This is a genomic window from Streptomyces jeddahensis (assembly GCF_001642995.1).
Taxonomy (GTDB): Bacteria; Actinomycetota; Actinomycetes; order Streptomycetales; family Streptomycetaceae; genus Streptomyces; species Streptomyces jeddahensis.
In genome coordinates, this window is record NZ_LOHS01000027.1 from 13,921 (window position 1) to 40,114 (window position 26,194).

23 protein-coding genes and 1 pseudogene are annotated in these 26,194 nt (G+C 71.6%); 16 read left to right on the forward strand and 8 right to left on the reverse strand.

Annotated features, from left to right (window positions below; all coding sequences use genetic code 11):
* The first annotated feature begins 10 nt into the window (after positions 1-10).
* On the forward strand, positions 11-2,734 hold the full coding sequence (gene polA / locus STSP_RS02565; protein WP_067271388.1) for a DNA polymerase I: 2,724 nt from the start codon (positions 11-13) through the stop codon (positions 2,732-2,734).
* A 36-nt stretch (positions 2,735-2,770) separates the two neighbouring features.
* On the opposite strand, the gene STSP_RS02570 is transcribed toward polA, so the two are convergent.
* On the reverse strand, positions 2,771-3,637 hold the full coding sequence (locus STSP_RS02570; RefSeq protein ID WP_067271609.1) for a DUF4184 family protein: 867 nt from the start codon (positions 3,635-3,637) through the stop codon (positions 2,771-2,773).
* Positions 3,638-3,925: 288 nt separating this feature from the next.
* Between STSP_RS02570 and STSP_RS02575 the strand changes: the two genes are divergently transcribed.
* The 3 genes from STSP_RS02575 to STSP_RS02580 all read left to right on the forward strand — a co-directional run bounded on the left by STSP_RS02575 (position 3,926) and on the right by STSP_RS02580 (position 6,928).
* The gene (locus STSP_RS02575; protein WP_067271391.1) at positions 3,926-5,602 is read left to right on the forward strand and encodes a lytic transglycosylase domain-containing protein; all 1,677 of its coding nucleotides are present in this window, start codon (positions 3,926-3,928) and stop codon (positions 5,600-5,602) included.
* 165 nt (positions 5,603-5,767) lie between these two features.
* Complete coding sequence (locus STSP_RS38140; protein ID WP_107441172.1) at positions 5,768-5,902, forward strand: SPW_0924 family protein; 135 nt, start codon at positions 5,768-5,770, stop codon at positions 5,900-5,902.
* A gap of 21 nt (positions 5,903-5,923) precedes the next feature.
* On the forward strand, positions 5,924-6,928 hold the full coding sequence (locus STSP_RS02580; protein ID WP_067271394.1) for a DUF3068 domain-containing protein: 1,005 nt from the start codon (positions 5,924-5,926) through the stop codon (positions 6,926-6,928).
* A gap of 19 nt (positions 6,929-6,947) precedes the next feature.
* Here STSP_RS02580 and STSP_RS02585 read toward each other — a convergent pair whose 3' ends face one another.
* The gene (locus STSP_RS02585; protein WP_067271396.1) at positions 6,948-9,953 is read right to left on the reverse strand and encodes an ATP-dependent RNA helicase; all 3,006 of its coding nucleotides are present in this window, start codon (positions 9,951-9,953) and stop codon (positions 6,948-6,950) included.
* 117 nt (positions 9,954-10,070) lie between these two features.
* Complete coding sequence (locus tag STSP_RS02590) at positions 10,071-10,889, reverse strand: class I SAM-dependent methyltransferase (protein WP_067271398.1); 819 nt, start codon at positions 10,887-10,889, stop codon at positions 10,071-10,073.
* Between the two features lie 444 nt (positions 10,890-11,333).
* Between STSP_RS02590 and rpsA the strand changes: the two genes are divergently transcribed.
* From rpsA to STSP_RS02615, 5 genes are all read left to right on the forward strand, one after another.
* Entirely contained in the window at positions 11,334-12,830 is a 1,497-nt protein-coding gene (gene rpsA / locus STSP_RS02595) for a 30S ribosomal protein S1 (protein WP_067271400.1), read from the forward strand.
* Between the two features lie 418 nt (positions 12,831-13,248).
* Positions 13,249-14,775: a flavin monoamine oxidase family protein gene (locus tag STSP_RS02600; RefSeq protein ID WP_078066835.1), complete on the forward strand. Its 1,527-nt coding sequence runs from the start codon at positions 13,249-13,251 to the stop codon at positions 14,773-14,775.
* Positions 14,776-14,878: 103 nt separating this feature from the next.
* The gene (locus STSP_RS02605) at positions 14,879-15,817 is read left to right on the forward strand and encodes a PAC2 family protein (protein WP_067271404.1); all 939 of its coding nucleotides are present in this window, start codon (positions 14,879-14,881) and stop codon (positions 15,815-15,817) included.
* A 168-nt stretch (positions 15,818-15,985) separates the two neighbouring features.
* Complete coding sequence (coaE, locus tag STSP_RS02610) at positions 15,986-16,603, forward strand: dephospho-CoA kinase (protein WP_067271407.1); 618 nt, start codon at positions 15,986-15,988, stop codon at positions 16,601-16,603.
* Positions 16,604-16,797: 194 nt separating this feature from the next.
* On the forward strand, positions 16,798-17,169 hold the full coding sequence (locus STSP_RS02615) for a tetratricopeptide repeat protein (protein WP_067271409.1): 372 nt from the start codon (positions 16,798-16,800) through the stop codon (positions 17,167-17,169).
* A gap of 45 nt (positions 17,170-17,214) precedes the next feature.
* On the opposite strand, the gene STSP_RS02620 is transcribed toward STSP_RS02615, so the two are convergent.
* A complete protein-coding gene (locus tag STSP_RS02620) occupies positions 17,215-17,478 on the reverse strand; it encodes a DUF6343 family protein (RefSeq protein WP_067271612.1) in 264 nt (87 codons plus the stop codon).
* A gap of 165 nt (positions 17,479-17,643) precedes the next feature.
* Between STSP_RS02620 and STSP_RS02625 the strand changes: the two genes are divergently transcribed.
* Positions 17,644-18,108 (forward strand): DoxX family protein, encoded by a 465-nt coding sequence (locus STSP_RS02625; RefSeq protein ID WP_067271615.1) that lies wholly within the window; start codon positions 17,644-17,646, stop codon positions 18,106-18,108.
* Between the two features lie 58 nt (positions 18,109-18,166).
* Here STSP_RS02625 and STSP_RS02630 read toward each other — a convergent pair whose 3' ends face one another.
* Complete coding sequence (locus tag STSP_RS02630) at positions 18,167-18,610, reverse strand: RNA-binding S4 domain-containing protein (protein WP_232789504.1); 444 nt, start codon at positions 18,608-18,610, stop codon at positions 18,167-18,169.
* Positions 18,611-18,693: 83 nt separating this feature from the next.
* On the opposite strand from STSP_RS02630, the gene STSP_RS02635 reads away from it, so the two are divergent.
* The 3 genes from STSP_RS02635 to pip all read left to right on the forward strand — a co-directional run bounded on the left by STSP_RS02635 (position 18,694) and on the right by pip (position 21,729).
* On the forward strand, positions 18,694-19,455 hold the full coding sequence (locus tag STSP_RS02635; protein WP_067271415.1) for a uracil-DNA glycosylase: 762 nt from the start codon (positions 18,694-18,696) through the stop codon (positions 19,453-19,455).
* 122 nt (positions 19,456-19,577) lie between these two features.
* On the forward strand, positions 19,578-20,720 hold the full coding sequence (locus tag STSP_RS02640) for an MFS transporter (RefSeq protein WP_078066848.1): 1,143 nt from the start codon (positions 19,578-19,580) through the stop codon (positions 20,718-20,720).
* A gap of 19 nt (positions 20,721-20,739) precedes the next feature.
* Entirely contained in the window at positions 20,740-21,729 is a 990-nt protein-coding gene (gene pip, locus STSP_RS02645; protein WP_067271420.1) for a prolyl aminopeptidase, read from the forward strand.
* A gap of 47 nt (positions 21,730-21,776) precedes the next feature.
* Here the strand turns inward: pip and STSP_RS36550 are convergent.
* Positions 21,777-21,911 (reverse strand): annotated as a pseudogene (locus STSP_RS36550) (GntR family transcriptional regulator); the annotation flags it as partial.
* Positions 21,912-22,115: 204 nt separating this feature from the next.
* On the opposite strand from STSP_RS36550, the gene STSP_RS02650 reads away from it, so the two are divergent.
* From STSP_RS02650 to STSP_RS38150, 3 genes are all read left to right on the forward strand, one after another.
* Entirely contained in the window at positions 22,116-22,559 is a 444-nt protein-coding gene (locus STSP_RS02650) for a hypothetical protein (RefSeq protein ID WP_067271422.1), read from the forward strand.
* A gap of 217 nt (positions 22,560-22,776) precedes the next feature.
* Positions 22,777-24,645: an FUSC family protein gene (locus STSP_RS02655; RefSeq protein WP_067271423.1), complete on the forward strand. Its 1,869-nt coding sequence runs from the start codon at positions 22,777-22,779 to the stop codon at positions 24,643-24,645.
* A gap of 230 nt (positions 24,646-24,875) precedes the next feature.
* Positions 24,876-25,049 carry a hypothetical protein gene (locus STSP_RS38150; protein ID WP_107441173.1) on the forward strand — a complete coding sequence of 58 codons (174 nt, stop codon included), beginning with the start codon at positions 24,876-24,878 and terminating at the stop codon, positions 25,047-25,049.
* A gap of 81 nt (positions 25,050-25,130) precedes the next feature.
* On the opposite strand, the gene STSP_RS02660 is transcribed toward STSP_RS38150, so the two are convergent.
* Complete coding sequence (locus STSP_RS02660; protein WP_067271425.1) at positions 25,131-25,565, reverse strand: hypothetical protein; 435 nt, start codon at positions 25,563-25,565, stop codon at positions 25,131-25,133.
* A complete protein-coding gene (locus STSP_RS36555) occupies positions 25,556-26,089 on the reverse strand; it encodes an ATP-binding protein (RefSeq protein ID WP_232789501.1) in 534 nt (177 codons plus the stop codon). The genes STSP_RS02660 and STSP_RS36555 overlap by 10 nt, the downstream gene beginning before the upstream one ends.
* Between the last annotated feature and the right edge of the window lie 105 nt (positions 26,090-26,194).

The window sequence follows — 26,194 nt, forward strand, 5'->3', positions numbered from 1 at the left end:
GATCGGGGGCGTGGCAGAGACAGCATCGAAGAAGACCGAGAAGACGACCGCCGGGGACCGGCCGCGCCTGATGCTCATGGACGGGCACTCGCTGGCGTACCGCGCGTTCTTCGCGCTGCCCGCGGAGAACTTCACCACCGCGACAGGACAGCCGACGAACGCGATCTACGGCTTCGCGTCGATGCTGGCGAACACGCTGCGCGACGAGTCGCCCACGCACTTCGCGGTGGCGTTCGACGTGTCCCGCAAGACCTGGCGGGCGGAGCAGTTCGCGGAGTACAAGGCGAACCGCTCCAAGACCCCGGACGAGTTCAAGGGCCAGGTCGAGCTGATCGGCGAGCTGCTCGACGCGATGCACACCGAGCGGTTCGCGGTGGACGGCTTCGAGGCGGACGACGTCATCGCCACACTCGCCACACAGGCCGAGGCCCAGGGCTTCGAGGTGCTGATCGTCACCGGGGACCGGGACGCGTTCCAGCTGGTCAGCGACCATGTCACGGTGCTGTATCCGACGAAGGGCGTCTCCGAGCTCACCCGGTTCACGCCGGAGAAGGTCCAGGAGAAGTACGGCCTGACGCCCGCGCAGTACCCCGACTTCGCGGCGCTGCGCGGCGACCCGTCGGACAACCTTCCGGGCATTCCGGGCGTCGGCGAGAAGACGGCCACGAAGTGGATCAACCAGTTCGGTTCGTTCGCCGAGCTGGTGGAGCGCGTCGACGAGGTCAAGGGCAAGGCCGGGCAGAACCTCCGCGACCACCTGGAGGCGGTGAAGATGAATCGCCTGCTCACGGAGATGGTGCGGGACGTCGAGCTGCCCAAGACCGTCGACGACCTGGCCCGCGCCCCGTACGACCGCAAGGCCGTCGCGCTGTTCCTGGACACTCTGGAGATCCGCAACCCGTCGCTGCGCGAGCGGCTGCTCGCCGTCGACCCCGGCGCACAGGAGGCCGAGGAGGCACCGGTCAGCGAGGGTGTCGAGCTGCACGGTGCTGTGCTGCGTGCGGGTGAGGTGGCGCCCTGGCTCGCCGAGCACGGCAAGGCGGTGCTGGGCCTGGCCACGGTCGACTCCTGGAAGCTCGGCAGCGGCGCGGTCGCCGAGATCGCGCTCGCGGCCGCCGGGGGAGCGGCCGCCTGGTTCGACCCGACGCAGCTCGACGAGGCCGACGAGACCGCGTTCGCACAGTGGCTCGCCGACCCCGCCAAACCCAAGGTGCTGCACAACGCCAAGGGCGCCATGCGCGTCTTCGCCGAGCACGGCTGGAGCGTCGAGGGCGTGACCATGGACACGGCCCTCGCCGCGTATCTGGTCAAGCCTGGCCGCCGCTCCTTCGCGCTGGACGCCCTGTCCCTGGAGTACCTGGGCCGTGAGCTGGCACCGGCCGCCGCGGCCGACGGGCAGCTCGCCTTCGGCACCGACGAGCAGGCCGAGGCCGAGGCGCTCATGGTGCAGGCCCGCACCATCCTCGACCTGGGCACCGCCTTCGGCGATCGGCTGCGGGACGTGGGCGCCGCCGAGCTGCTGCGCGACATGGAGCTGCCCACGTCCGAGCTCCTCGCCCGCATGGAGCGGCACGGCATCGCCGCCGACCGCCCACACCTCGAGGCCATGGAGCAGATGTTCGCGGGCGCCGTGCAGCAGGCTATAAAGGAGGCGCACGCCTCCGTCGGCCACGAGTTCAACCTCGGCTCGCCCAAGCAGCTCCAGGAAGTCCTCTTCGGCGAACTCGCCCTGCCCAAGACCAAGAAGACGAAGACGGGCTACACGACGGACGCGGACGCGCTCGCCTGGCTGGCCGCGCAGACCGACCACGAACTGCCCGTGATCATGCTGCGCCACCGCGAGCAGGCGAAGCTGCGCGTCACCGTCGAGGGCCTGATCAAGACGATCGCCGAGGACGGCCGCATCCACACCACCTTCAACCAGACGGTGGCGGCGACGGGCCGGCTGTCCTCCACCGACCCGAACCTGCAGAACATCCCGGTGCGCACGGACGAGGGCCGCGCCATCCGCCGCGGCTTCGTCGTCGGCGAGGGCTTCGAGTCCCTCATGACCGCCGACTACAGCCAGATCGAGCTGCGCGTCATGGCCCATCTGTCCGAGGACGAGGGCCTTCTCGAGGCGTTCACCTCCGGCGAGGACCTGCACACCACCGTCGCCTCGCAGGTGTTCTCTGTGGAGCGGTCCGCGGTCGACGCCGAGATGCGCCGCAAGATCAAGGCCATGTCGTACGGCCTGGCGTACGGTCTTTCGGCCTTCGGCCTCTCGCAGCAGCTGAACATCGAGGCCGCCGAGGCGCGCGGGCTGATGGAGACGTACTTCGAGCGGTTCGGCGGAGTGCGCGACTATCTGCGCCGTGTCGTCGACGAGGCCCGCGCCACCGGGTACACGGAGACGCTGTTCGGCCGCCGCCGCTATCTGCCCGACCTGAACAGCGACAACCGGCAGCGCCGCGAGATGGCCGAGCGGATGGCGCTCAACGCGCCGATCCAGGGCACCGCTGCCGACATCGTCAAGCTCGCGATGCTCAAGGTGGACCGGGCGCTGACCGAGGCGCAGCTGAAGTCGCGCATGCTGCTCCAGGTCCACGACGAGATCGTCCTCGAGATCGCCCCCGGCGAACGGGAGGCGGCCGAGGAGATCGTCCGCCGCGAGATGGCGTCGGCGGTGCAGCTGCGGGCGCCGCTGGATGTTTCGGTGGGCGTGGGGGCGGACTGGGAGTCGGCGGCGCATTAGCCCCTGGCGGGGCGGCTTCTGGTGTGGGCCGTCGTCTTACTCGCGGGCGACTGACGCCTCCGCGGCCGCGGAGGCGTCAGCAACGGCGGGGGCGACCGGCCTCGCCGCCCGCAGCCCCCGCACCCCCACCCCGTACACGACAACCCCCACAGCCAAACCCGCCCCCGCCCCAAAACACAGCGTCGGGATCAGTTCCCAGGGCTTGGCGGTCTCACCCCAGTAGGCCCACCAGCGCAGTGCCCGATGCGTCGCGCCCACAGCCGCGCATCCGCCGATCAGAAGACCTGCCAACCACCGCCCACCAACGGACAATTCAGGCACACCCACCCGCTCGGCGGGCGGTACCCGACGCAGCGCGGAGGCGACGAACACGGCGATCACCACCAGGGCCAGCGCCGAACCGCCGTACTGCGCGTACCAGTACAGCGGCGAGCCCGCGACCTCCTCGCCGAGCACCGGGAACACCCGCATCCCCCACCGGTCGAGATGTGTGAACGTATCCCACACGGCATGCGTGACCGCCCCGAGCACCGCGGAGAGATACCCCCACACGATCAACGGCCCCAGCGACCGCCGCACCCGCTCTCCGGATCCGCCGCGCAACAGCGCATACGTACGGCCCTGCCAGGCGCGCGGCAGCAGCGCCACCAATGGCTCGCGCAGCACCCGCCAGACACCGACGAGCGCCGCCGCGATGAGGGCGTCGACCGTGAACACCCCTACGGCGGAGTGTGTGACATCCCCGAACTCCATGGCTCCGGGAAGAACACTCGCCGCGAAGTACGTCATGTCGGGCGCAAAGGAACCCGCGACGAGCATCGACGGAATCAACGGGCCCCGCCCGGTTCCGTCACGGCGGATCACCGGCAGTACTGCGGCCGCATGGCTGAGCGTGAACGGCAAGAGGCCCCCCTCGGACAGTTCCATTGATCGCGCCGCCCCGAACGTTCTCCGGTGCCTGCGCCCCTTCACCGTGTCGCGATCAGCGCCGCCCAGTATGCGGGACGCGCCGATCGGCCCGATGCGGGCGGCGCGGACGTGAACGATGGCCGAAATCGGGAGGTGGCCAACCGGTGAATATCGGGCACGAACAGGTGTCCTGGGGCCCCAAGTTGTCGTAGTGTCACGTGGGTCGACGCGCTGGGGAGCGCGGACGGTCCCGCACGATCGGCAATGGGAGGGGTTCTCGGAATGGCGGCGCTCTTCGGCAGGAGGCTGCGCAAGGGCATGGCATCCGCCGCCCTGGCGGCGGCCGCGGTCGCGGCATTGTCCGCGTCCCAGGCTCCCGGCCTGACCGACTCCGACACCGGCCGGCACCGCACGGACACTCCCGCGGCCGATACCGACACCGATCCGGGCGCGACCGACGACTCGTACTACACCGATCTGCCGCCCCTCAACAGTCCCACCGAGACGCCGAGCTCCGACGACAGCGACGGCAACACCGGTGACACGGAAGCCGGCATACCCGCCACCGTCCTCGACGCCTACAAGAAGGCCGAGGCCGCCCTCGCCGAGTCCAAGCCCGGCTGCAACCTCCCCTGGGAACTGCTCGCGGCCATCGGCTGGGTCGAGTCGGGCCAGGCCCGCGGCGGACGCGTGGACGCGAACGGCACCACGCTGTCGCCCATCCTCGGACCTCCCCTCAACGGCAACGGCTTCGCGAAGATCACCGACACCGACGGCGGCGCGTACGACGGCGACACGGTGCACGACCGCGCCGTCGGCCCCATGCAGTTCATCCCCTCGACCTGGGAGAGCTGGGGATCGGACGGCAACGCCGACGGCAAGAAGGACCCCAACAACATCTACGACGCGGCGCTCGCCGCCGGCCGCTACCTGTGCGCGGGCGACCGCGACCTGTCGGTCACCTCGCAGCTGCACGCGGCCATCCTCAGCTACAACCACTCGCAGGACTACCTGAACACGGTCCTGAAGTGGCTCGAGTACTACCGCAAGGGCACCCACGAGGTTCCGGACGGCAGGGGCGCCCTGCCGACCGACCGCAGCGACGACAGCGACGGTCCGAGCCCCAGCCCTTCACCGACCCCGCCCGTTACGACCACGCCCAATACGCCCAAGCCGGGCGGCACCAAGCCGGGCGGCGGTACGACGAGCCCCGCCCCGGCCGAACCCGGCTCGCCCTCGCCCAGCCCCACGCCGCCCACCGCCACCGAAACCGTGGCGCGCCTGGAGGACGCCGGCACCGGAGAGCTGACCGCGATGGCTGGTGACGCGTTCGGCGAGCGGGTGTCCGTACGGGCCGAGTCCGCCTCGGGCGTGGGCGTGCCCAAGGTCAGGGTGCGGTTCACGATCGTCGGCGACACGGACGCGACCTTCACCGGCGGCGAGACCGTCGCCACGGTCACCACGTCCGCCACCGGCACGGCCACGGCTCCCACGCTCCAGGCTGGGGAGAAGACGGGTGACTTCACCGTCCGCGCCGCCGTCGTGGGCCGCACGCTCTCCGGCCTCGACTACACGGCGACGGTCACCGAACGCCAGGCCGACACCCTCGTACGCACCAGCGACACCACGCTGACCTGCACGCCGGGCGGCCAGTTCGCCGAGGCCGTCGAGGTCAAGGCCACCTACAAGGGCGCCGTCGCGGACGGTGTCGCGGCCACCGCGACCCTCGTCAAGTCGGCGGACGACCCCACGCAGAACGACAAGGGCCCCTACTTCAAGGACGCCGACGGCAACCCCGTCCGCACCCTCACGGGCCTCGAGACGGACGCGAACGGTCTGCTGAAGCTGCCGCAGCTGTACGCGGACGACACCACCGGCACGTTCCTGCTCCGCATCAACACCACGGGCGGCGCGACGCTCACCGTCGAACTGACAGTGGAGGCGGCCACCGCCTCGTAAGCGTAAGCACGGCCCTCGCACACAGCGGCGCCCCTCTGCCACCGCCGGCAGAGGGGCGCCGCCGTTCTGCATGTGCAACGTGTTCTCATCTCGCGCGGCCGTTGCTACGGTGCCCCAGCCCTGACGCTCCATCAGTTACCGTCTACGAGCCCGCCGGGAGGCCCCATGCGTGCCCTCATCGCCGCCGCCACCGGTCTCGCCCTCGCCCTCGCCCTGGTGCTTGCGCTCACCGCCGTCGGTTCACCGCCCGGCAAGACCTCACCGAAGCCGCTGCTCACCACCGTCCCCGCACACCCCTGACCCCGTAGGAGGGCCGTCGAGATGCGCCGCAAGGCCAGCCTGGTCCTGCTCGCCCTCGCCGTGTTCTGCACGGCGCTGTCCCCGCTCGTGCGCTGGTACGCCTTTCCGCGGCTGGCGAAGATCCCGGCCAGTCACTACCAGACCATGGTGCTGGAGGCGAAGCCCGCGACCCTCCTCGACTACGGCACCATGCGGGCCAAGAAAGTCGACAAGGTCACCATCGTGCAGACCCTCAAGGGCAATGTGGAGGAGTCCGAGAAGATCGAGAAACGTGTCGGCCGCGACGTCGTGGTCTGGGACGGGCTCTCCTACGTCCAGGGACCGGACGGCAAGATGGTCTCCAAGATTCCTGAGCGGTACATCTTCGACGCGCACACCCAGGAGCCCGTCCACGCGGCGGGGGAGATGGTCGACGGGGACCGGGTCAAACGCGCGGGCATCGAGTTCAAGTGGCCTTTCCTGACCGAGAAGCGGGACTACGAGTACTTCGACGCCCAGGCCCGCATCACCGCGCCCATCCACTACAAGGGGACGCAGAACTTCCGCGGCGTCGAGGTCTACTACTTCGAGCAGACGATTCCCTGGACCAAGGTCAGCATGCCGAAGACGATGCCCGTCGAGGGCATCACCCCCGAGTCGGTCGCCGAGACGGGCACCACGCGCTGGTACTCGACCGTGCGGAAGTTCTGGGTCGAACCCGTCACCGGCGCTCCCGTCTACGGCGAGGAGATCCACAAGGAGGAGCTGCGCGGCGGCACGCTGCTCGGGGGCCGCGACAGGGTCACGGCCTTCGCCGGACACGTCAAGATGCGCGAGGACTACATCAGGTCGACGGTCGACCTGGTCTCGTCCCAGCGCACCCTGGTGATGCTGCTGACCTCGTATCTGCCGTGGGGCTTCCTCGGCCTCGGCGCCGCGCTGCTCACGCTGTCGCTCGTACTTGAGGCGCGCGGCCGCAGGCCGGGGGACCCGGCGCCGGCGGGGCAGCGCGACCCGGCACCGGAACCGGAACCGGTCAACGTCTGAGCAGCCGGTGGCCGATCGGTCAGCGCCTGAGCCGGGCGTTCGTGTGGCGGGTGGGCTCGGCGGTGGCCGGGTCCTCCGGCCACGGATGTTTGGGGTACCGGCCGCGGAGTTCGGCGCGCACGGACCGATAGCCGTCGCGCCAGAAGGAGGCCAGGTCGGCGGTGACGGCCGCCGGGCGGCCTGCGGGCGAGAGCAGATGGACGAGCAGCGGCACTCCGGCCACGCGCGGAGTCTCGGCCAGGCCGAACATCTCCTGCAGCTTCACGGCGAGCACGGGCTGGTCGGGGTCGCCGTAGTCGACCCGGATGCGGGACCCGCTCGGCACCTCGACGCGTTCCGGCGCCAGCTCGTCCAGCCGGGCCGCCTCACCGGACGCCCACGGCAGCAGCCGCGTGAGCGCCTGCCCGGCGTCGATGCGCTCCAGATCGGCTCGCCTGCGGGCACGGCTCAACTCGGGCTCCAGCCACTCGCCCACGCGCGCGTGGAGGGCGTCGTCCGACACGTCGGGCCAGGGCGCCCCCCTGTGCCGGTACAGAAAGGCCAGCCGCTGCCGCAGCGCTTCCGCGTCCCGCGTCCAGCGCAGCAGCCTCAGCCCCTCGCGCCGCAGCCCGTCCAGCAGCGCCTCGCGTACGAGGGCCGAGTCGGCATCCTTGAGGGGGCTGACCGCCAGCTCCACGGCACCCAGCCGCTCGACACGCCGGGCGACGACGTCGCCGTCCGCCCAGCCGACCTCCTCCGCCTCGTCGTACAAGGACGCGGCCGCGCGGCGCGCGGTCGACTCGTCAATCACGGCGCCGAGCTGCACGCGCGCGTGCCCGGCGCCAACGGGCCGGTCGGCCACGGCCACCGCGATCCACGGTGTCCCGCGCAACGCGGAACCCTCGCCGAGCTCGGCGCCGGTCCCCGACACCATGCGGTACGCCCCTTCGCCCCGCACCCGCGCCACCCGCTCGGGAAACGCCAGAGCGGCGATGAGCCCGGCAGCAAGGTCGTCGGTGTACCCGCCACAGGCTGCACCGCCGTCCGCAGCCGGGGCGGGCTGCCCAACCCCGTTGCGCGCGCCGCTTCCGCGCCCGGCACCACCACGCCCCAGACCGCCGCCCGTGTGCCCGTCTGCCGTGTCCCCGCCGTCCGACGGCACGGCGGCTGCGGGCGCGGCGGTCTCAGGCACGGCGCCTGCCGGCATGGCGCCCTCAGGCACAGCGCCGCCTGCCGGCTCGGCGGCCTCGGTGCCGGAGTTGCCGGAGTCGGGCTTCGCGCCCGCGGCGGCTCGGGTGGCTGTCTCGCCCCGGCCGGGTGCGGCACCGGGGCGCGCGGCACCGCCGTAAGGGCGGTCGCGGTCCGGGGTCCCGCCATCCCCGTGTCCGCCGTCCGTGCCGCCGCTGTTCGCGGGCACGGCGTGAGTCGCGTCGTCGTGAGCCGCGTCGTCGGCGGCCGGGCCGGGTCCCGCCGCCCCGGCGGGTCCGACCATCCCGGTGTCCGCCTCGCCCCCGCCCGAAGCCCCGACGGCGGACGCCAGACGCCGTGCCTCCGCACGCCAGCGCGCCCCGTAGGCGTCACGGCCGCGGCGCGCGGCCCGCCAGGCCGCGGCCAGGTCGTCGCCGTACTCACGCGGCGGCTCCTCGCTCAGCAAGGCGACCACCTCCGCCGCCCGCCGCGCGCCCACTTCGCCTGCCCCGTCGAGCAGGGCGCGCGCCAGCCGCGGATGGAGCCCGAGCCGTGCCATGCGGGTGCCCCGCTCGGTGGCCCGGCCGGCCGAGTCGACGGCACCGATGGCGTGCAGGACCTCACGCGCCGCGCCCATCGCCCCGCCCGGCGGCGGATCGAGCAGCGCCAGACCGGACGCGTCCGGGTCGCCCCAGCACGCCGCCTGCAGAGCGAACGAGGCCAGATCCGCCACCCTGATCTCCGGCGCGGGAAACCGTGGCAACCGCCCGTCCTCCGCCTCCGACCAGCACCGGTACACGGCACCCGGCGCCTCACGCCCGGCCCGCCCCGCCCGCTGCCGGCCCGCCGCCTGCGAGGCCCACACGGTGGTCAGGGCGCTCAGCCCGCGGGCGTGGTCCACCCGCGGCTCCCGCGCGAGCCCGGAGTCGACGACCACCCGCACCCCCGGCACGGTCAGGCTCGACTCCGCGACCGACGTCGCCAGCACCACCCTGCGCGTACCGTCCGGCGAGCCCGCCAGCACCGCGTCCTGCACCGCCGCCGGCGCCCGGCCGTGCACCTGAAGCACCTCGACCCCGCCCAGGTCCCCCAGCCGGCCGGCCACCCGGGCGATCTCCCCGACGCCCGGCAGGAAGCAGAGGACGTCCCCGTCCCGCTCCGCCAGGGCCCGCCGTACCACCGACGCCACATGCGTCAGCAGCACCGGATCCACGCGCATCCCGTGCGGCGGCCGCACCGGCTGCGCGGGCGGCGCCCACACCACCTCCACCGGATACGAGACGCCCTCGGCCTCGACCACCGGCGCACCGCCCAGCAGCCGCGCCCAACCCTCCGCGTCCGTCGTCGCCGAGGCCGCCAGCAACCGCAGCTCCGGCCGCAGCGCCGCACGTACGTCCAGCAGAAAGGCGGCCACCGTGTCCGCGTCCAGATGCCGTTCATGGCACTCGTCGATGACCACGGCGTCGACACCGGCCAGCTCCGGATCCCGCTGCAGCCGCTGCAGCAGGACACCGGTCGTGACGACCTCCACGCGCGCGTGCCGCCCGACCACGCGCTCACCACGCACCGTGTAACCCACGCGCTGCCCGGCCTGCTCGCCCAGCAGCCATGCCATCCGCCGGGCGGCGGCACGCGCGGCGATGCGCCTCGGCTCGGCCACGACGACACGCCGCAAAGGCCCCCTCGCGTCCGCCGGAGCGTCGCCCAGCAGACCGGCCAGCGCCAGCGGCACGAGCGTCGTCTTGCCCGTCCCAGGCGGCGCGCACAGCACCGCGGTGCCGTGTTCTTCCAGCGCCTCCCGCAGGGCGGGCACGGCGGTACGGACGGGCAGCTGCGCGAGGGCGTCGGTACGGATCACGCCCCCAGTCTCCAGCCCCGCACGCACATCACCTCACCGGTCCCGTACGTCACCTCACCGGTCCCGTAGGTCACCTGACTGGTCCCGTACGTCACCTCGCTGATCCCGCAGGTCAGCTCACTGATCCCGTACGCAGACGAAGATCGCCGTCCCCGGGATCAGATTCCCGCGCAGAGGGGACCAGCCGCCCCACTCCTGGCTGTTCCAGGCCGGCCATTCCGGCTCGACCAGGTCGACCAGCCGGAGACCCGCCGCGACCACGTCACGGACCCGGTCGCCCAGCGTCCTGTGGTGCTCGACGTACACGGCACGCCCCTGCTCGTCCTGCTCCACGTACGGCGTGCGATCGAAGTACGAGGCAGCCACCGAAAGACCCTCCGGGCCCGGCTCGTCCGGGAACGCCCACCGGATGGGATGCGTGACCGAGAAGACGAACCGGCCGCCTGGACGCAGCACCCGGCGCACCTCCCGAAGGACCTGCACCGGGTCAGCGACGAACGGCAACGCCCCGTACGCCGAGCAGGCCAGGTCGAAGGAGCCGTCAGCGAACGGCAGCGCCCCCGCATCGGCCTGCACGAGCCCGAACCCCTCGGCGCCGATCCGCAGCGCGTGCTGCAGCTGCCGGTGCGAGAGGTCGAGCGCGACGGGCCGGGCACCCTGCGCCGCCAGCCACCGCGAGCACTGCGCCGCGCCCGCACCGATCTCGAGGACGTCCTTGCCCTTCAGCTCGGCCGCGGGGCCGAGCAGCGCCGCCTGCGCCTCGTCGAGCCCTTCCGGGCCCCAGACGAAACGGTCGTCGCCGAGAAAGGCGCCGTGATCGCGCTGGTACTCGTCCGCGTTCCGGTCCCACCAGCCGCGACTGGCGCGACTGCTCTCCGCGACATCCGCCCCACGTCGGGTGGCTTCCGGTTCGGGCAGCTCCGGCTCTTGGATGATCGGCTCCCTCGTCGTACTCTTCGGTCACCTGCTGCTGATCTGTCGTGACGGGTCTCGACGGCGCCGTACCGCGGTGGCTCGCTGCCGTGTCGGCCGTGACGCTGCGTGCGTGTCGCGACCGCGTGTGGTGTGGCTCCTGTGGCCTCAGACAACAGGTCTTGTGCCGGGAATGCGGCGATCCGCCCCGGGTGTGCGCGTTCGCGCATTGACCCTGCCCGGCTGCCCCCGTATGCTACAAGTTGCGCTGCGGGCCTGCGCACCTCAGACATAGCAGGCTGCGCTCGCATCTGTTGTATGTCCCCTCGGTTGTCGAGGCGCTTTCCGTTTCTTCAATGGAAAACCGGAAAACGTGCCTCCTAAGCTGTCCGGCTTCTGCAGAGCGAAACGGGCTCCCGGCGTAAGCAGTACCTACGACTCAATGTCCGTACCGGAGCCCTTTCCCACATGACGAGCAGCACCGAGACCACCGCCACCACCCCGCAGGTTGCGGTCAACGACATCGGTAACGAGGAAGCCTTCCTCGCCGCGATCGACGAGACGATCAAGTACTTCAACGACGGCGACATCGTCGACGGCGTCATCGTGAAGGTCGACCGGGACGAGGTCCTGCTCGACATCGGTTACAAGACCGAAGGTGTCATCCCGAGCCGCGAGCTCTCGATCAAGCACGACGTCGACCCGAACGAGGTCGTCGCCGTCGGTGACGAGATCGAGGCCCTGGTCCTCCAGAAGGAGGACAAGGAAGGCCGCCTGATCCTCTCGAAGAAGCGCGCCCAGTACGAGCGTGCCTGGGGCACCATCGAGAAGATCAAGGAAGAGGACGGCATCGTCACCGGTACCGTCATCGAGGTCGTCAAGGGTGGTCTCATCCTCGACATCGGCCTCCGCGGCTTCCTCCCGGCCTCTCTCGTCGAGATGCGCCGCGTCCGCGACCTCCAGCCCTACGTGGGCAAGGAGCTCGAGGCGAAGATCATCGAGCTGGACAAGAACCGCAACAACGTGGTCCTGTCCCGCCGTGCCTGGCTGGAGCAGACCCAGTCCGAGGTCCGCCAGACCTTCCTCACCACCCTCCAGAAGGGTCAGGTGCGGTCCGGTGTGGTCTCCTCGATCGTCAACTTCGGTGCCTTCGTGGACCTGGGTGGCGTCGACGGTCTGGTCCACGTCTCCGAGCTGTCCTGGAAGCACATCGACCACCCGTCCGAGGTCGTCGAGGTCGGCCAGGAAGTCACCGTCGAGGTCCTCGACGTCGACATGGACCGCGAGCGCGTCTCCCTGTCGCTGAAGGCGACCCAGGAGGACCCGTGGCAGCAGTTCGCCCGGACCCACCAGATCGGTCAGGTCGTCCCGGGTAAGGTCACCAAGCTCGTTCCGTTCGGTGCGTTCGTCCGCGTCGACGAGGGCATCGAGGGCCTGGTCCACATCTCCGAGCTGGCCGAGCGCCACGTGGAGATCCCGGAGCAGGTCGTCCAGGTCAACGACGAGATCTTCGTCAAGGTCATCGACATCGACCTCGAGCGTCGCCGGATCTCGCTGTCGCTGAAGCAGGCCAACGAGTCCTTCGGCGCCGACCCGATGGCCGTCGAGTTCGACCCGACCCTGTACGGCATGGCCGCGTCCTACGACGACCAGGGCAACTACATCTACCCCGAGGGCTTCGACCCGGAGACCAACGACTGGCTGCCGGGCTACGAGAAGCAGCGCGAGGAGTGGGAGCGCCAGTACGCCGAGGCGCAGGCCCGCTTCGAGCAGCACCAGGCGCAGGTCGTCAAGTCCCGCGAGGCCGACGCCCAGGCTGCGGCCGAGGGTGGCGAGGCGGCGGGTGCGGCTCCGGCCGCGTCCGGTGGGTCGTACTCCTCGGAGTCGGCGGACAACTCCGGGGCGCTTGCTTCGGATGAGGCGCTGGCTGCGCTTCGGGAGAAGCTCGCCGGTGGTCAGAGCTGAACTCCCCCAACCTTCGGCCGGGGGGACCCCCAGCCGCTAGGGCTTAGCCGGTAACACGGAACCCGCACCCCTTCTGGGGTGCGGGTTCCGTGCGTTTCCGGGTGGTCCCGGTGGCCCGACCTTTTCCGGTTGCCCGGCGTCGTGGTGCTGTGCCCACCCGTTCCGTACTGCGGAACGCCTGCCCACAGCGGTACGGCGGTACGGCGGTCCAGCGGCGCAGCGGCATCGCGGTCACCCCGCGTGAGAAATGTGGTAGATACACGAATCCCGGTTGGTCGTAACAGGTTCTTGTCAGGATCCCTTCATCAATCATGATCGATTAGGGGAGCCGGAACACATGGCACAGCCTCAGGCCGGTACGGGCACGAGCCGACGAGCGTTTCTCCGCAACGTGGGTCTCACGGGTGGTGCGGGCGCGATGTTCGCCACGATGGGTGCCCTGGGCCTCGCCCCCACCGCGCAGGCGGCGCAGCGGGAGCAGCCCTTCCGCGCCCCGCAGTCCGGGGACTTCACGCTCAGCGGCCGCGGCGCGGCCAAGGTGGTCATCGTGGGAGGCGGCATCGCCGGGCTCGCCGCGGCGTACGAACTCGGCAAGGCGGGCTACGACTGTACGGTCCTGGAAGCCAGGGACCGTACCGGTGGCCGCAACTTCACGGTGCGCGGCGGCGATTCCACGACCGATCTCAACGGCAATAAGCAGACTGCGCGTTTCAGCGACGGCGAGTACATGAACGCGGGGCCCGCCCGTCTGCCGCAGTGGATGGTCACGCTCGACTACTGCCGTGAACTCGGCGTACCCGTCGAGGTGTTCACGAACACGAACGCCGACGCCTACATCTTCAACGAGTCCGCCGGCATGACCAAGCCGATGCGCTACCGCACGGCCAAGGCCGATGTGTACGGCTACGTCTCCGAGTTCCTGGCCAAGGCGACCGACAAGGGCGCTCTGGACGCGCAGTTGACGACCGCCGACCAGGAGCGGCTGATCGAGTTCCTGAAGGACTTCGGCGAGCTCGGCGACAAACTGGACTACGAGGGCGGTCCGCGCCGCGGATACACCACCGTCCCGGCCGCGGCGGGCACCCCGGGCGTGCTCCTCGGCGACGTCCCGTCCGCGTCGGAGGTCTTCGCGACCGGCGTCGGACGCTACTTCTCCTTCGAGTTCGAGTTCGACCAGGCGATGCTGATGTTCCAGCCGGTCGGCGGCATGGACCGGATACCGAAGGCCCTGACGAAGGCGATCGGCGAGCACCGTGTCCGTACCGGTGCCGCCGTCACGAAGATCACCGACAGGGGAGACGGCGTCACCGTCACCTACACACAGGGCGGCCGCACCCACACCGTCGACGCCGACTACTGCATCGCCGCAACGCCCCCCAACATCCTCGCCAAGGTCCCGCACAACCTCGGATCCGGTGTGCAGAGCGCCCTCGAGGCCATCACGCCGCAGTCAGCCGGCAAGATCGGGCTGGAGTACAAGTCCCGCTGGTGGGAGCTCGACCACCACATCTACGGCGGCATCACCGAGACCGACCTCGACGTCAGCCACATCTGGCACCCCTCGTACGGCTACCACGGCGAGCGCGGCCTGATGATCGGTTACTACAACTACGACGAGGACGCGGACTCGTACGCCGCGCTCACCCCGAAGGAGCGTGAGAAGCGCGCCGTCGCCGCGGGAGTGAAGATCTACGGCGAGAAGTACCGCACCGAGCTCGCCTCCTCCTTCTCACACCACTGGCGGCAGACCCCGTATCTCGAGGCGGCCTGGCATGACACGCCGGACGGTCCCGACCACCCGCGGTACAAGCCCCTGAACGAGCCCACCGGGCGCGTGTACTTCGCGGGCGACTGGCTGAGCTACACCGACGCGTGGCAGCACGGCGCCTTCATGTCGGCACGCAAGGCTGTTACCGCGCTCCACGCGCGCGTACTGGCATCGTGAGGCAGGCAACGCACTGCTGAGAGCAGAGGTGCAGGGGCGCGGGCGGGAATGCCCGCGCCCCGTCGCGCGTTCTGCTGTACGAACACGAGGAGGAGCGGTCACAGTGCTTGATCCGCAGGGTTTGTACGCATGGGAGCCGAAGGGGCTCGCCGCCGTCGACATGGCGCTCGCACAGGAGTCGGCGGGACTGGTCATGCTCTACCACTTCGACGGTTACATCGACGCGGGTGACACCGGCGAGCAGATCGTCGAGCGCCTCCTCGACTCCTTGCCGCAGCAGGTCGTGGCGCGCTTCGACCACGACCGCCTCGTCGACTACCGCGCCCGCAGGCCGCTGTTGACGTTCAAGCGCGACCGCTGGACCGGCTACGAGGTGCCCACGCTGGAGGTGCGGCTCGTCCAGGACGCCACCGGGGCGCCCTTCCTGCTGCTGTCGGGCCCCGAACCCGACGTCGAGTGGGAGCGCTTCGCGGCCGCCGTCCGGCAGATCGTCGAACGGCTCGGCGTGCGGCTGTCCGTGAACTTCCACGGCATTCCCATGGGGGTCCCGCACACGCGTCCCGTCGGGCTCACCCCGCACGGCAACCGCACCGACCTCGTCCCAGGCCACCGCAGCCCCTTCGAAGAGGCACAGGTGCCCGGAAGCGCCGAGTCGCTGGTCGAGTACCGGCTCTCCGAGGCCGGACACGATGTGCTCGGCGTCGCGGCACACGTTCCGCACTACGTGGCTCGCTCCCCGTATCCCGACGCCGCGCTGACCGTCCTGGAGGCGATCACGGCCGCGACCGGCCTCGTACTGCCCGGCGTCGCGCACTCCCTGCGCACCGACGCGCAGCGCACGCAGACCGAGATCGACCGGCAGATCAGGGAAGGCGACGAGGAGCTCGTCGCACTGGTCCAGGGCCTTGAGCACCAGTACGACGCCGCGGCGGGCGCCGAGACCCGCGGCAACATGCTGGCGGAGCCAGCCGACATCCCGTCCGCCGACGAGATCGGCCGCGAGTTCGAAAAGTTCCTGGCGGAGCGAGAGGGCGACGTCTAAGCAGGTCGGCCGAAGTCCGCTGCGGTTCGACAGCGCCCCGAAGGGGCGCGGGGAACTGCGCGACAAGCCACGACGGCGCTGCAGCGAACCGACGGCACATCGCGGCACTTCGAGCGGAGCGCTAGCGCGCCGGAGCAGTGCGTGAGGTGAGGGCCTAAGCTTCCGGACATGCTGAGAGTGGGCCTGACCGGGGGCATCGGTGCCGGCAAGAGCGAGGTGTCGCGGCTGCTCGTCGAGTGCGGTGCGGTGCTGATCGACGCGGACAAGATCGCACGTGAGGTGGTCGAGCCCGGAACTCCGGGGCTCGCCGCGATCGTTGAGGCCTTCGGCGAGGAGGTCCTGCGCGCGGACGGCTCCCTCGACCGTCCCAAGCTGGGTGCGGTCGTCTTCGCCGACCCCGACCGGCTCGCCGTGCTGAACTCGATCGTGCACCCGCTGGTGCGCGCCCGCTCGGCCGAGCTGGAGGCCGCTGCCCCCGACGACGCCGTCGTCGTCCACGATGTGCCGCTGCTCGCCGAGAACACCCTGGCCCCCCTGTACGACGTGGTGGTCGTCGTCGACGCGAGCCCCGGGACCCAGCTGGACAGGCTCGTTCGTCTGCGCGGCATGACGGAGGAGGACGCGCGGGCGCGCATGGCCGCGCAGGCGACCAGAGAGAAGCGGCTGCAGATCGCGGACATCGTGATCGACAACGACGTGCCGCTCGCTGAGCTGCGGCAACAGGTCCGGGCCGTGTGGCGGGAGCTGGCGGAGAGGGCGGGGGCGTCGGGCGCGGATCAGCGCTGAAGGCGCCGGTCCCGGTCGGCACGCGGTCCCGGGCGGTACACGGCCGCGGCCGGTACGCGTTCCGGCCGGTACACGTTCCCAGCCGGTACGCGCTCCCGGGGTACGCGCTTCGGGCCTGGTACGCCGTTGGCGGTCCCGGAATAGCAAGGGTTGTGGCGGGCGTTGAACAGGTGCAGTCAGGGAAGGACTCAGTCGTGCCCGAACACGCCGGACGTACGCCCGAAACCGATGTCATCGACTTCCGTGCGGCCGAGCAGCTGCTGGCCGCCCGTGACCCGCGCGGTGCGGTGAAGCTTCTCGACCGGGTCATCGCCGCCCACCCGGAGAACACCGCGGCGCGGCTGCTGCGTGCCCGTGCGTTCTTCGCCGCGGCACAACTGCGCCCCGCCGAACTCGAGTTCACGATCGTCCTGGAGCGCGAGCCCGACAACGCGTTCGCCCACTTCGCGCTCGCCCGCACCTATGAGCGTTCGGGCAAGTCCGACCAGGCGCTGCGGCACTTCCGGCTCGCCGCGGCGCTCGACCCGCGCCCGCAGTACGTCAAGGCGGCGCGGTTCGATTCCTGACGCAACCGGTGACACGGACGGGGAACGGGCGGGAAACGGGCGGCATCACCAGCGGTCGCCGGGCGGCGGGTACGGCGGGACGTCGCGCCCCGGCTGGTAGTGCGGACCCTCGCGCAAGTGCTTGAGGATCAGCGCCATGTCGATGATGGTGATCAGCCACAGAGCCGCGCAGGCCGCCGCCCATCCCGGACGTCCCGCCAGGGCGAACGCCACCGTACCCGCGACCGTGACGATCACGCCCCAGACGCTGAGCCAGAAGCGCATCCGCAGGGGACTGCGCGCGGTCACCGGTTCACTGCCTGTACGCATCGTCATCACTGCTCCCTGCCGCCGGAGTACCCATGTGGGGGTGCGGCGAACGCGGCAGGGACGAGGGAATGCGGGCGAATCCGGTCCTGGAACGATGAGTTCGGTGTCCGGGGCCGGTCTTTCTCGGTGACAGCCGAACGGCGCCTGCTCACCGAGGAGACCCTGATGTCCGAGACCACCAACCCCGCCGCAGACACCCCCGCCGCCGGAGCCACCGAGAGCGACGCCGCCGGGCAGCGCGGCCGCCGCCTGCATCTCGCGCTGCTCGTCCTTCAGGTGCTGCTCGCCCTGTTCTTCGCGTTCGCGAGCGCTCTGCCCAAGCTGATCGCGCATCCGTCGGCGGCCGAGTCCTTCGACACGATCGGGTGGGGTGCCGGCGGCATGTACACCATCGGCGCCCTGGAGCTCGCCGGGGCCATCGCCCTGCTGATTCCGGTGCTGTCGTCGGTGGCGTCCGTGGCCTTCGTCGGACTGATGATCGGGGCGTTCATCACGCAGGTCGTGGTCTTCGACGGCCAGTACGCGGCCACGCCGGTGATCCTGGTCGTGCCGTTCGCTCTCATCGCCTGGGCGCGCCGTCAGCACAACGCCGAGCTGCTGCGCCTCGTCCGGCGACGCGCGCGAGCGTGAGCAGCCCTGTGCGCTCCATCGGCGCCGGCCGGGCAGCCCTACAGCCCGGCCGACAGCCCTACTGCCCGGCGGGCGGTCCGTCAGGGCGGCCCAGCCCGCGCAGTCGCTCCATCTCGCGGCGGTCGCGCTTGGTCGGGCGGCCGGTGCCCCGGTCGCGTACGCCTGCCGGGGCGACGGCCTCGCGCGGCGGAGGCGGCGGGCTGTTGTCGACGTAGCACTCGACGGCGACCGGCGCGCCGACGCGCTTGCGGATGATGCGCTTCACCACGACGATCCGCTCCCGGCCATCGTGCCGGAGCCGCACCTCGTCGCCGACGCGCACACCGTGAGCGGGCTTCACGCGCTCGCCGTTGACCCGCACATGCCCGCCGCGGCAAGCGGCGGCCCCCATCGACCGGGTCTTGACCAGCCGTACGGACCAGATCCAGCTGTCGACGCGCACGGAGCCCTCACCGGCGGCCCCCGCCGTGCCGCCCGCGGCCCCTGGAGCCTCTGAAGCCATGTCTCGACCAGCCATGTCTCGACCTTAGTGCCCCGGGACGGCAGGCCCGGACCCCTTTTACGCCGCGCGTTTACGGTGGAAGCGTGCGCACCCTAGCCGAGCTCGACGCCGCCCTCGTCGACTGCCGTGCCTGCCCACGGCTGGTCGCGTGGCGCGAGCAGGTCGCGGAGACCAGGCGCGCTTCCTACGCGGACTGGACGTACTGGGGCCGGCCGGTACCCGGCTTCGGCCCGCCCACCGCGTCGCTGCTGGTCATCGGCCTGGCGCCGGCCGCGCACGGCGGGAACCGTACCGGACGGATGTTCACCGGAGACCGCTCGGGCGATGTGCTGTACGCGGCGCTGCACGACCTGGGCCTCGCATCCCAGCCCGACGCCGTCTCGCGCGACGACGGCCTCGCCCTGCGGGGCGTCCGTGTCACCGCGCCCGTGCACTGCGCGCCCCCCGCGAACAAGCCGACGCCTGAAGAACGCGACACCTGCCGCTCCTGGCTGGTGCAGGAGCTGGAGCTGCTGCGTCCGCATCTGCGCGCGGCTGTCATCCTCGGTGCCTTCGGCTGGGGCGCCGCGCTTCCCGCGTTCGAAGCAGCCGGGTGGGAGGTGCCCCGGCCGCGTCCGGCCTTCGCGCACGGGGCGAGCCTGACGCTGCCCGCCGCGGACGGCGGTCCACCGCTCGAGGTCTTCGGCTGCTTCCATGTCAGCCAGCGCAACACGTTCACGGGGAGGCTCACCCCCGGCATGCTGCGGGACGTGCTCGGGACGGCAGCCCGCGCGGCGGGCTTGAGTCCGCAGGGGCCGTTGCCCATGGAGCAGCGGACGGGGGGACCTCCTCGTATGGAGCAGTAGATCGGGCTTCCCAGGGCGGCTGTTCCTAGCGTGGGGGCGTGAAAGACACGAAGACCGCCCCCGCGGTCGCCGAGGGCGGCCCGGCGACCGCTCCCTCGGCGGCCGCGTACCGGAATCTGATCATGGCCACGATCGGGTTCGGGCTCACGTTCTGGGCCTGGAACCTGATCTCGCCGCTCAGCGGAGAGTTCAAGGAAGGTCTGGGCCTGAGCTCCTTCCAGCAGTCCTTCCTCGTCGCGATCCCGGTCCTGGTCGGCTCGCTGGGCCGCATCCCCGCGGGCGCGCTCACCGACCGCTACGGCGCGAAACTGATGTTCCCGCTGGTCACGGCGCTCACCATCATTCCGGTGCTGCTGGTCATTCCCGCCCGGGGCAGTTACGGGGCGATGCTCGTCGTCGGCTTTCTGCTCGGCCTCGGCGGCACGACCTTCGCGATCGGCGTTCCGCTGGTCAACTCGTGGTTCCCGCCGGCCCACCGGGGCTTCGCGCTCGGTGTGTTCGGGATGGGCATGGGCGGTGTGGCGCTGTCCGGATTCTTCACGCCGCGTATCGCCAAGCAGGGCGAGAACCTGCCGTTCATCGTGGTCGCGATCGCGCTCGCCGCCTTCGCCGTGCTGGGCGCGTTCCTCATCACCGACCGGCCCGGCCGGCCGGTCCCGTCCACCTCGCTCGCCACCCGGCTCGGTCAGGCGGGCCGGCTGCGGGTGACCTGGGAGCTGTCGGCGCTGTACGCGATCGGGTTCGGCGGAATCGTCGCCTTCGGCGTATACCTGCCGACGTACCTGAAGACCTGGTACGGCCTGAGCGCCACCGAGGCCGGTACCAAGGCGGCCGGATTCGCGCTGGTCACCGTCATCTTCCGGCCCATCGGCGGGTGGCTCTCGGACCGCATCCACCCCGCGGTCGTCACCTCCGTCGCACTCGGTGTCGTCGCGCTGTTCGCCATCGTCCAGTCCTTCGACCCCGGCCTCTATCCGGTCGGCACGCTCTGCTTCCTCGTGATGGCGGCCGGCCTCGGCACCACGAGCGGCAGTGTCTTCGCGCTCGTCTCCAGGGTCACGCCGCAGCCGCAGGTCGGCTCCGTCACCGGAATCGTCGGCGCGATGGGCGGCCTCGGCGGCTTCGTCCCGCCCCTGGTCATGGGCGCCATCTACAGCGCCAAGGACTCGTACTCGGTCGGCTTCATGCTGCTGTCCGACCTGGCGCTCGCGGGCTGCGTGTACGCGTACGGGCGGATGAGGAATGTGCAGGCGACGCAGTCGTGATGCGGGCTAGATTGCCCGGATGGGCCTCTACCCGGACATAGATCCGTACGACCACGGCATGCTCGACGTCGGTGACGGCAACCACGTGTACTGGGAGGTGTGCGGCAATCCGCGCGGCAAGCCCGCCGTGGTGCTGCACGGCGGGCCGGGCTCCGGCTGCACGCCGTATTTCCGCCGCCTCTTCGACCCTGCCGCGTACCGCGTCGTCCTTCTCGACCAGCGGGGTTGCGGCCGTTCGACTCCGTACGCGAGCGCGTACGACACCGACATGAGCGTCAACACGACGGCTCATCTGATCGCCGACTTGGAGCTGCTGCGCCGTCGTCTCGGCATCGAGCGGTGGCTGGTGTGGGGCGTTTCGTGGGGCTCGGTGCTCGGTCTGCGGTACGCGCAGACGCATCCGGGGAGCGTGTCGGAGCTGGTCCTCACGGGTGTGGCCACGGGGTCGAGTCCCGAGGTGGCGCTGCTGACGCGCGGTCTCGGGCAGATCTTCCCCGAGGCGTTCGCCCGGTTCCGCGATCACGTGCCCGAGGACGAGCGCGACGGCGACCTCGCGGCCGCGTACAACCGGCTCCTCGAGTCGCCGGACGCCGAGGTGCGGGCGCGGGCCGCCCGCGCCTGGACGGACTGGGAGACCGCGATGGCGCCCGCGCCGCCGCGCTCCATCCCGCGTTACGAGGACCCCGTCTTCCGCGCCGGCTTCGCCCGCACCGTCACGCACTACTTCGGCAACGACCACTTCCTCGGGGATGGCAACGACGAGGGTGTCGTCCTCCGCGACGCCCCGCTGCTCAAGGGCATCCCGGGCACGCTCGTCCAGGGCAGCCTCGACTTCGGCAACCTCCTGGGCATCGTATGGCGGCTGCATCACGCCTGGCCGGACAGCGAGTTGGTGATCGTGGACGACGTCGGGCACAACGCCGGGGCGCCGGACATTCAGGAAGCGCTGGTGGCGGCCACGGACAAGTACGCGGCCGCGTATCGGGAGGGCGCGGACGACAGGGCCTGAGCCACCGAGCCCCGGGCGGGAACCGGAGAGGAACCCGCCCGGCTGTTTCAGGCGTCAGCCTCGCCGAACAACTGCCGTACCGTCGACCCGTAGTAGGTCCGCACGTGCGCGAGCGCGCTCGCGCGGGCCCGCTCCGGGTCGCCGGACGCGATGGCCTCGTACAACTCCCGGTCCTCGGCGAGGCCTCGGTACGTTCTGACCCCGGTGCGACGCTCGGCCGGAAGGGGGACGCGCCCGAGACTCCCGGCGAATTCGGTTGGCGCGTGGCCTCGGGTTACGTGCGCCTGCGGGGCCACCGAGCGTGGGCGGTCGGCTACGCGCCGTGAGTCGCCGGGATACCGTGGGAGCGTCCGGCCGGAGCGGCGACGAGCGACAAAGGGGGCTCGGTGGACGCGGAGTTGAGTGCACTGGCGGCGGCGGGGGCGACGGCGCTCGTGCAGCAGATGGTGACCGACGGATGGGCGCAGGCACGCGACCGCGCGGTCGCGTTCTTCTCGCGGCGGCGCCGCGGCGACGAGGCGGTGGTCAAGGGTGAGCTCGAGGCCTCGCGGGCCGAACTCGTCGCGGCACGGGGCGCAGAGGACCAGGACGCCGAGGCCGGCGTACAGGCGGAGTGGCGCAACCGGCTGCGCCGCACCCTGCGGTCGGACCCGACCGCAGCCACCGAACTGCGCGTACTCCTGGCTGAGTTGGGGCCCGATCCCTCCGCGCAGCGGCGAGGTGCCGCACATGACAGGATGAGCGGCGGCGTGCAGCACGGCACGGCGTTCCGGGCCCGGTCGGTCGGCAGTCCGACCGTCGGGACCATCCGCCCGCCCGCCACGAGATGACCGACGAAACCTTCCTCGACCACGTGGCCGACCACCTTGCGGCCCTGCGACATACGGGACAGACCGGGATCCGGGAACAGAAACGAGCCGTCAGAGGCTGTCACATGACGGAAATGTTCACGTCCCGATTCCTTCAAGACTATCCCCTATCGTCGCACTGACAGCCCAGGCCGAAGTCGTCCGAAGGCGTACCCCGCCCCCGCCCGACAGGAGCCCCGTGCACGTCCCCGCCCGTATCTCCTCCGCCGTACCGCCCTGGCTGGCCCACACCCTGCGCGCCCAGCGCGGACCCGTGCCCTGGAGCGCCGTCGTCCGCGGCGCGCTGGCCGCCGGGCCCCTGCTGCTGGCGGCGGTGCTGTGGGGGCGGCCGTCCGCCGGTGTCGTCGCCGCGCTGGGGGCCATGCTGGCCGGGATCAACGACCGGCGGGGGAGCAGGCGTTCCGCGGTGCAGCGACTGGGTGTGCCGGCCGTCGCCGGGGCGTGTGGGCTGCTTCTCGGTTCGTACGCCCAGGAGTACGCGGCGAGCGCCGATGGACAGACGGGCGCTGTCGCGCTGATCGCGGGGCTCGCCGGGCTCGGACTCGTCGCGGGTGCCGTCAGCGCCGTGGGGCCCGTCGCCTCCGCGGTCGGGACGCAACTGCTGGTGGGCGCGGCGGTCGGGGCCGGGATGCACCTGCCCGAGCCCGGCTGGCAGCGCGCCCTGTGCTATCTCGCCGGCGCGGGCTGGCTGATCGCGCTGCGCCTCCTGCTGCCGTCGCCGGGGGCCCCGGGCGCCGCCGGGTCCTTCCGGTTCGACGGCGAGCGTACGGCTGTCGCGGACGTCTACGCCGCCATCGCCGATCTGCTCGACGCGGCCGGAGGGCCCGACGCCCTCGCCCGCCGCGCCGCGCTCACTGGCGCCCTCGACCATGCGCAGGACGCCCTGTCGGGGCCCCGTCTGCGGGCCAGGCCGAGCTCCTCGGCCGAGCGGCGGCTGCATGCGCAGTATCTCGCCGCGCTGCCGCTCGCCGAGGCCGCGACCGCCCTCGCCTGGGCAGGCCGTACCCTCTCCGCGCAGGCCTCGGAAGGCCCGCGCAGGCTCGCGGCCGCCGTCCGCAGCGGTGATGCGCCCGGTCCGCTCCCCGCGCCCGCCCGCTACGACGCCGGGCTGCGCGCCCTCGACGACGCCCTGCTGCACGCGGCCGAAGCCTTCGACGGCGGGACGGGACACCTTCCCCGGAGCAAGAGCCGGCTGCTGCCCGCCGCCCGCCGGGCCCTCGGACCCGGGGGCCGCGAGTACGGCGTGCGGGTCGCCCTCTGCCTCGGCGCCAGCGCCGCCGTCGCGCAGGCCCTGCACCACGTGCACTGGTACTGGCTGCCCGCCACCGCCGTCTTCCTGGTCAAGCCCGACCTCGGCCCGCTCGTGTCGCGTGTGCTGTGCCGGGCCCTGGGCACGGTACTGGGCGCCGCGCTCTTCGCCGCCTGCGCAGCGCTGCTGCCCTCGCCGTACGGGCTCGTCGCCCTGGTCGCCCTCAGCGGTGCCCTGATCCCCGTCGCCACCCGGCACTTCGCCGCGCAGACCGCCGTCGTGACCGTGCTCGTGCTCGGCCTCGTCATGGTCGCCGGCGAACCGCAGGCGGCCTGGAGCCGGATCGGCGAGACGCTGCTGGCCTGCGCGATCGTGCTCATCGTCGGGCATCTGCCACTGCCCGGACACGGCGGCAGCGGCGTGCGGACCCGCCTGGCGGCAGCCATGCGTGCCGCGGACGCCTACCTCGGCCACGTGCTGAGCGGCTCCGATGACCGCGCGGCCCGTTGGGCGCTGCGCCGCGCGGCCTACCGTGCGCTGGCCCAGGCCCGCGCCGCCAGCGAGGTCTCCGCCGCCGAACTGCCCACACTTGCCCGGCACACGGCCGGTGCCGGGGAGGTCGCGGCCATGCTCGAACTGATCGTGGACACCGCGACGGCATGCGCCGTGCACCTCGACGACACCGGCCGCGTGCCCGAGCAGCACGCCCGGCACCTGGCCGCGCTGTGCGCGGACCTCGCCGAGCTCACCCGGCGCAAGGAGCTGGCGGAGCCCCGCTCCTGGATCACGACGGCCTGACCCCGAGGCCGTGACCGTGTGCCGCTCGACACCGTAGGCAACGGGCCGCCCCACTCTCCGAACACAGTGAGTAAGGAGAGGGCCACGGTACGAGAGTGAACCGGGGGTACATTTGGCGTTTCAACTAGGTTTCAGTACCGTCACGTCGCAGACCGAACAGGCTGGCGATGCGTTCTAGTTCCTGAACGGTCCTCGAAGGTGTGGGCCGGGCACGAGAACGGGAGAGTGCGGTGAACGGACGCGTGGTGCTGGAGCGCTTTCCGGCCGGTGGCCCGCGAGGGTCCTGGCCGGCAGAGGAGTTCGCGAACGCACTCCGCCTGGAGGGGCAGCCCGCCGAGGTCGTCATGGATCTGGCGTCGGATGCGTTCCTGGTGATCGTGCGCCCGCGGGAGGCCTCGGACTAGCCGCCTGGCCGCATCGGTCAACCGCCGCGACCGGCTGACCGCTTGACCAGTGGGGGACTTGCTGACCGGTGAGGTGACCGGCTAACCGGTGACCGGGCGCGACCAGGCGGGCCTCGTCCCCGTGATCTGGCACACGGCGAGATAGAGCGGGATCGGCGGGGTGTACGCCACGGACGTACCGTCCGGGCGGTGGACCAGCCCCGGCCGGGCGCAGGCGTCCGGAACCACCGCACCCGCGGCATAGTGCGCGGGAGCGGGCCACTCCATCGCGACGTCGGAATCGGACGGCACGAGCCACCACCAGAGCGCTCCGTCGCCGTAGATGCCCCCCGCCCGCGGCAGCCGCGCCAGCAGCTGCCGCCCGTACACCGCCGGCACCGCCACCGCGTCGCAGCCCAGGGGCGCCGACATTCCGGAGGGAACAGCCAGCCGCAGCGGCGGTACACAGAGCGGACGCCGACGCGCCAGGCCGGCCAGCGTGTCGGCGGTCAGCGCCCGCGGCCTCGTCACCGCCATGCGGTCCCGTGGCCGCGGACCCCGTCCGCCCCGGTCCCCGTCTCGGGGGCACCGTCACGCGCCCGCGGCAGGTCGGCCCACACGAGCAGGCCGGATCCGGCTTCCTGCGCGCCCCACGCGCTGCTCACGGCTTCGACGAGGAGCAGTCCCCTCCCATGCTCCTCCTCGGGCCGCCGCGGAGACGGGTGCGGCTCACCGGGCGTACATCCCTCGTCGCGTACGGATATCCGGAGTTGACGCGCGTCGTCGTGCAGCTCGCACACGATCACCCGGGACGCGGTGTGGACCAGTGCGTTCGTGACCAGCTCGGAGACGACCAGGGCGGCCGTCTCGCAGGTTTCCTCGCCGACGGACCAGCCGGTCAGCCGGGCGCGCGTGAGCCGTCGGGCCTGCCCCGCGGAGCGCGGATGCACCGCCAGTTCGAAGCTGAACCGGCGTCCGGCGGCCGCCTCGGCATACGTCTCGGCGGGCGTGCCGGGGCGCGCCTCGGCGGCGTCTGCTCCTAACCGCGCGGAAGTAGTCACGTACGCAACTATCTCCCCGCCCCGAATACTTGGCAAGAGCCACTCTGAAAAGTGCAGAGTGCCGTGTGCCCTGGTGAAGGGCCATGGCAGACTCTTCGCAACGGC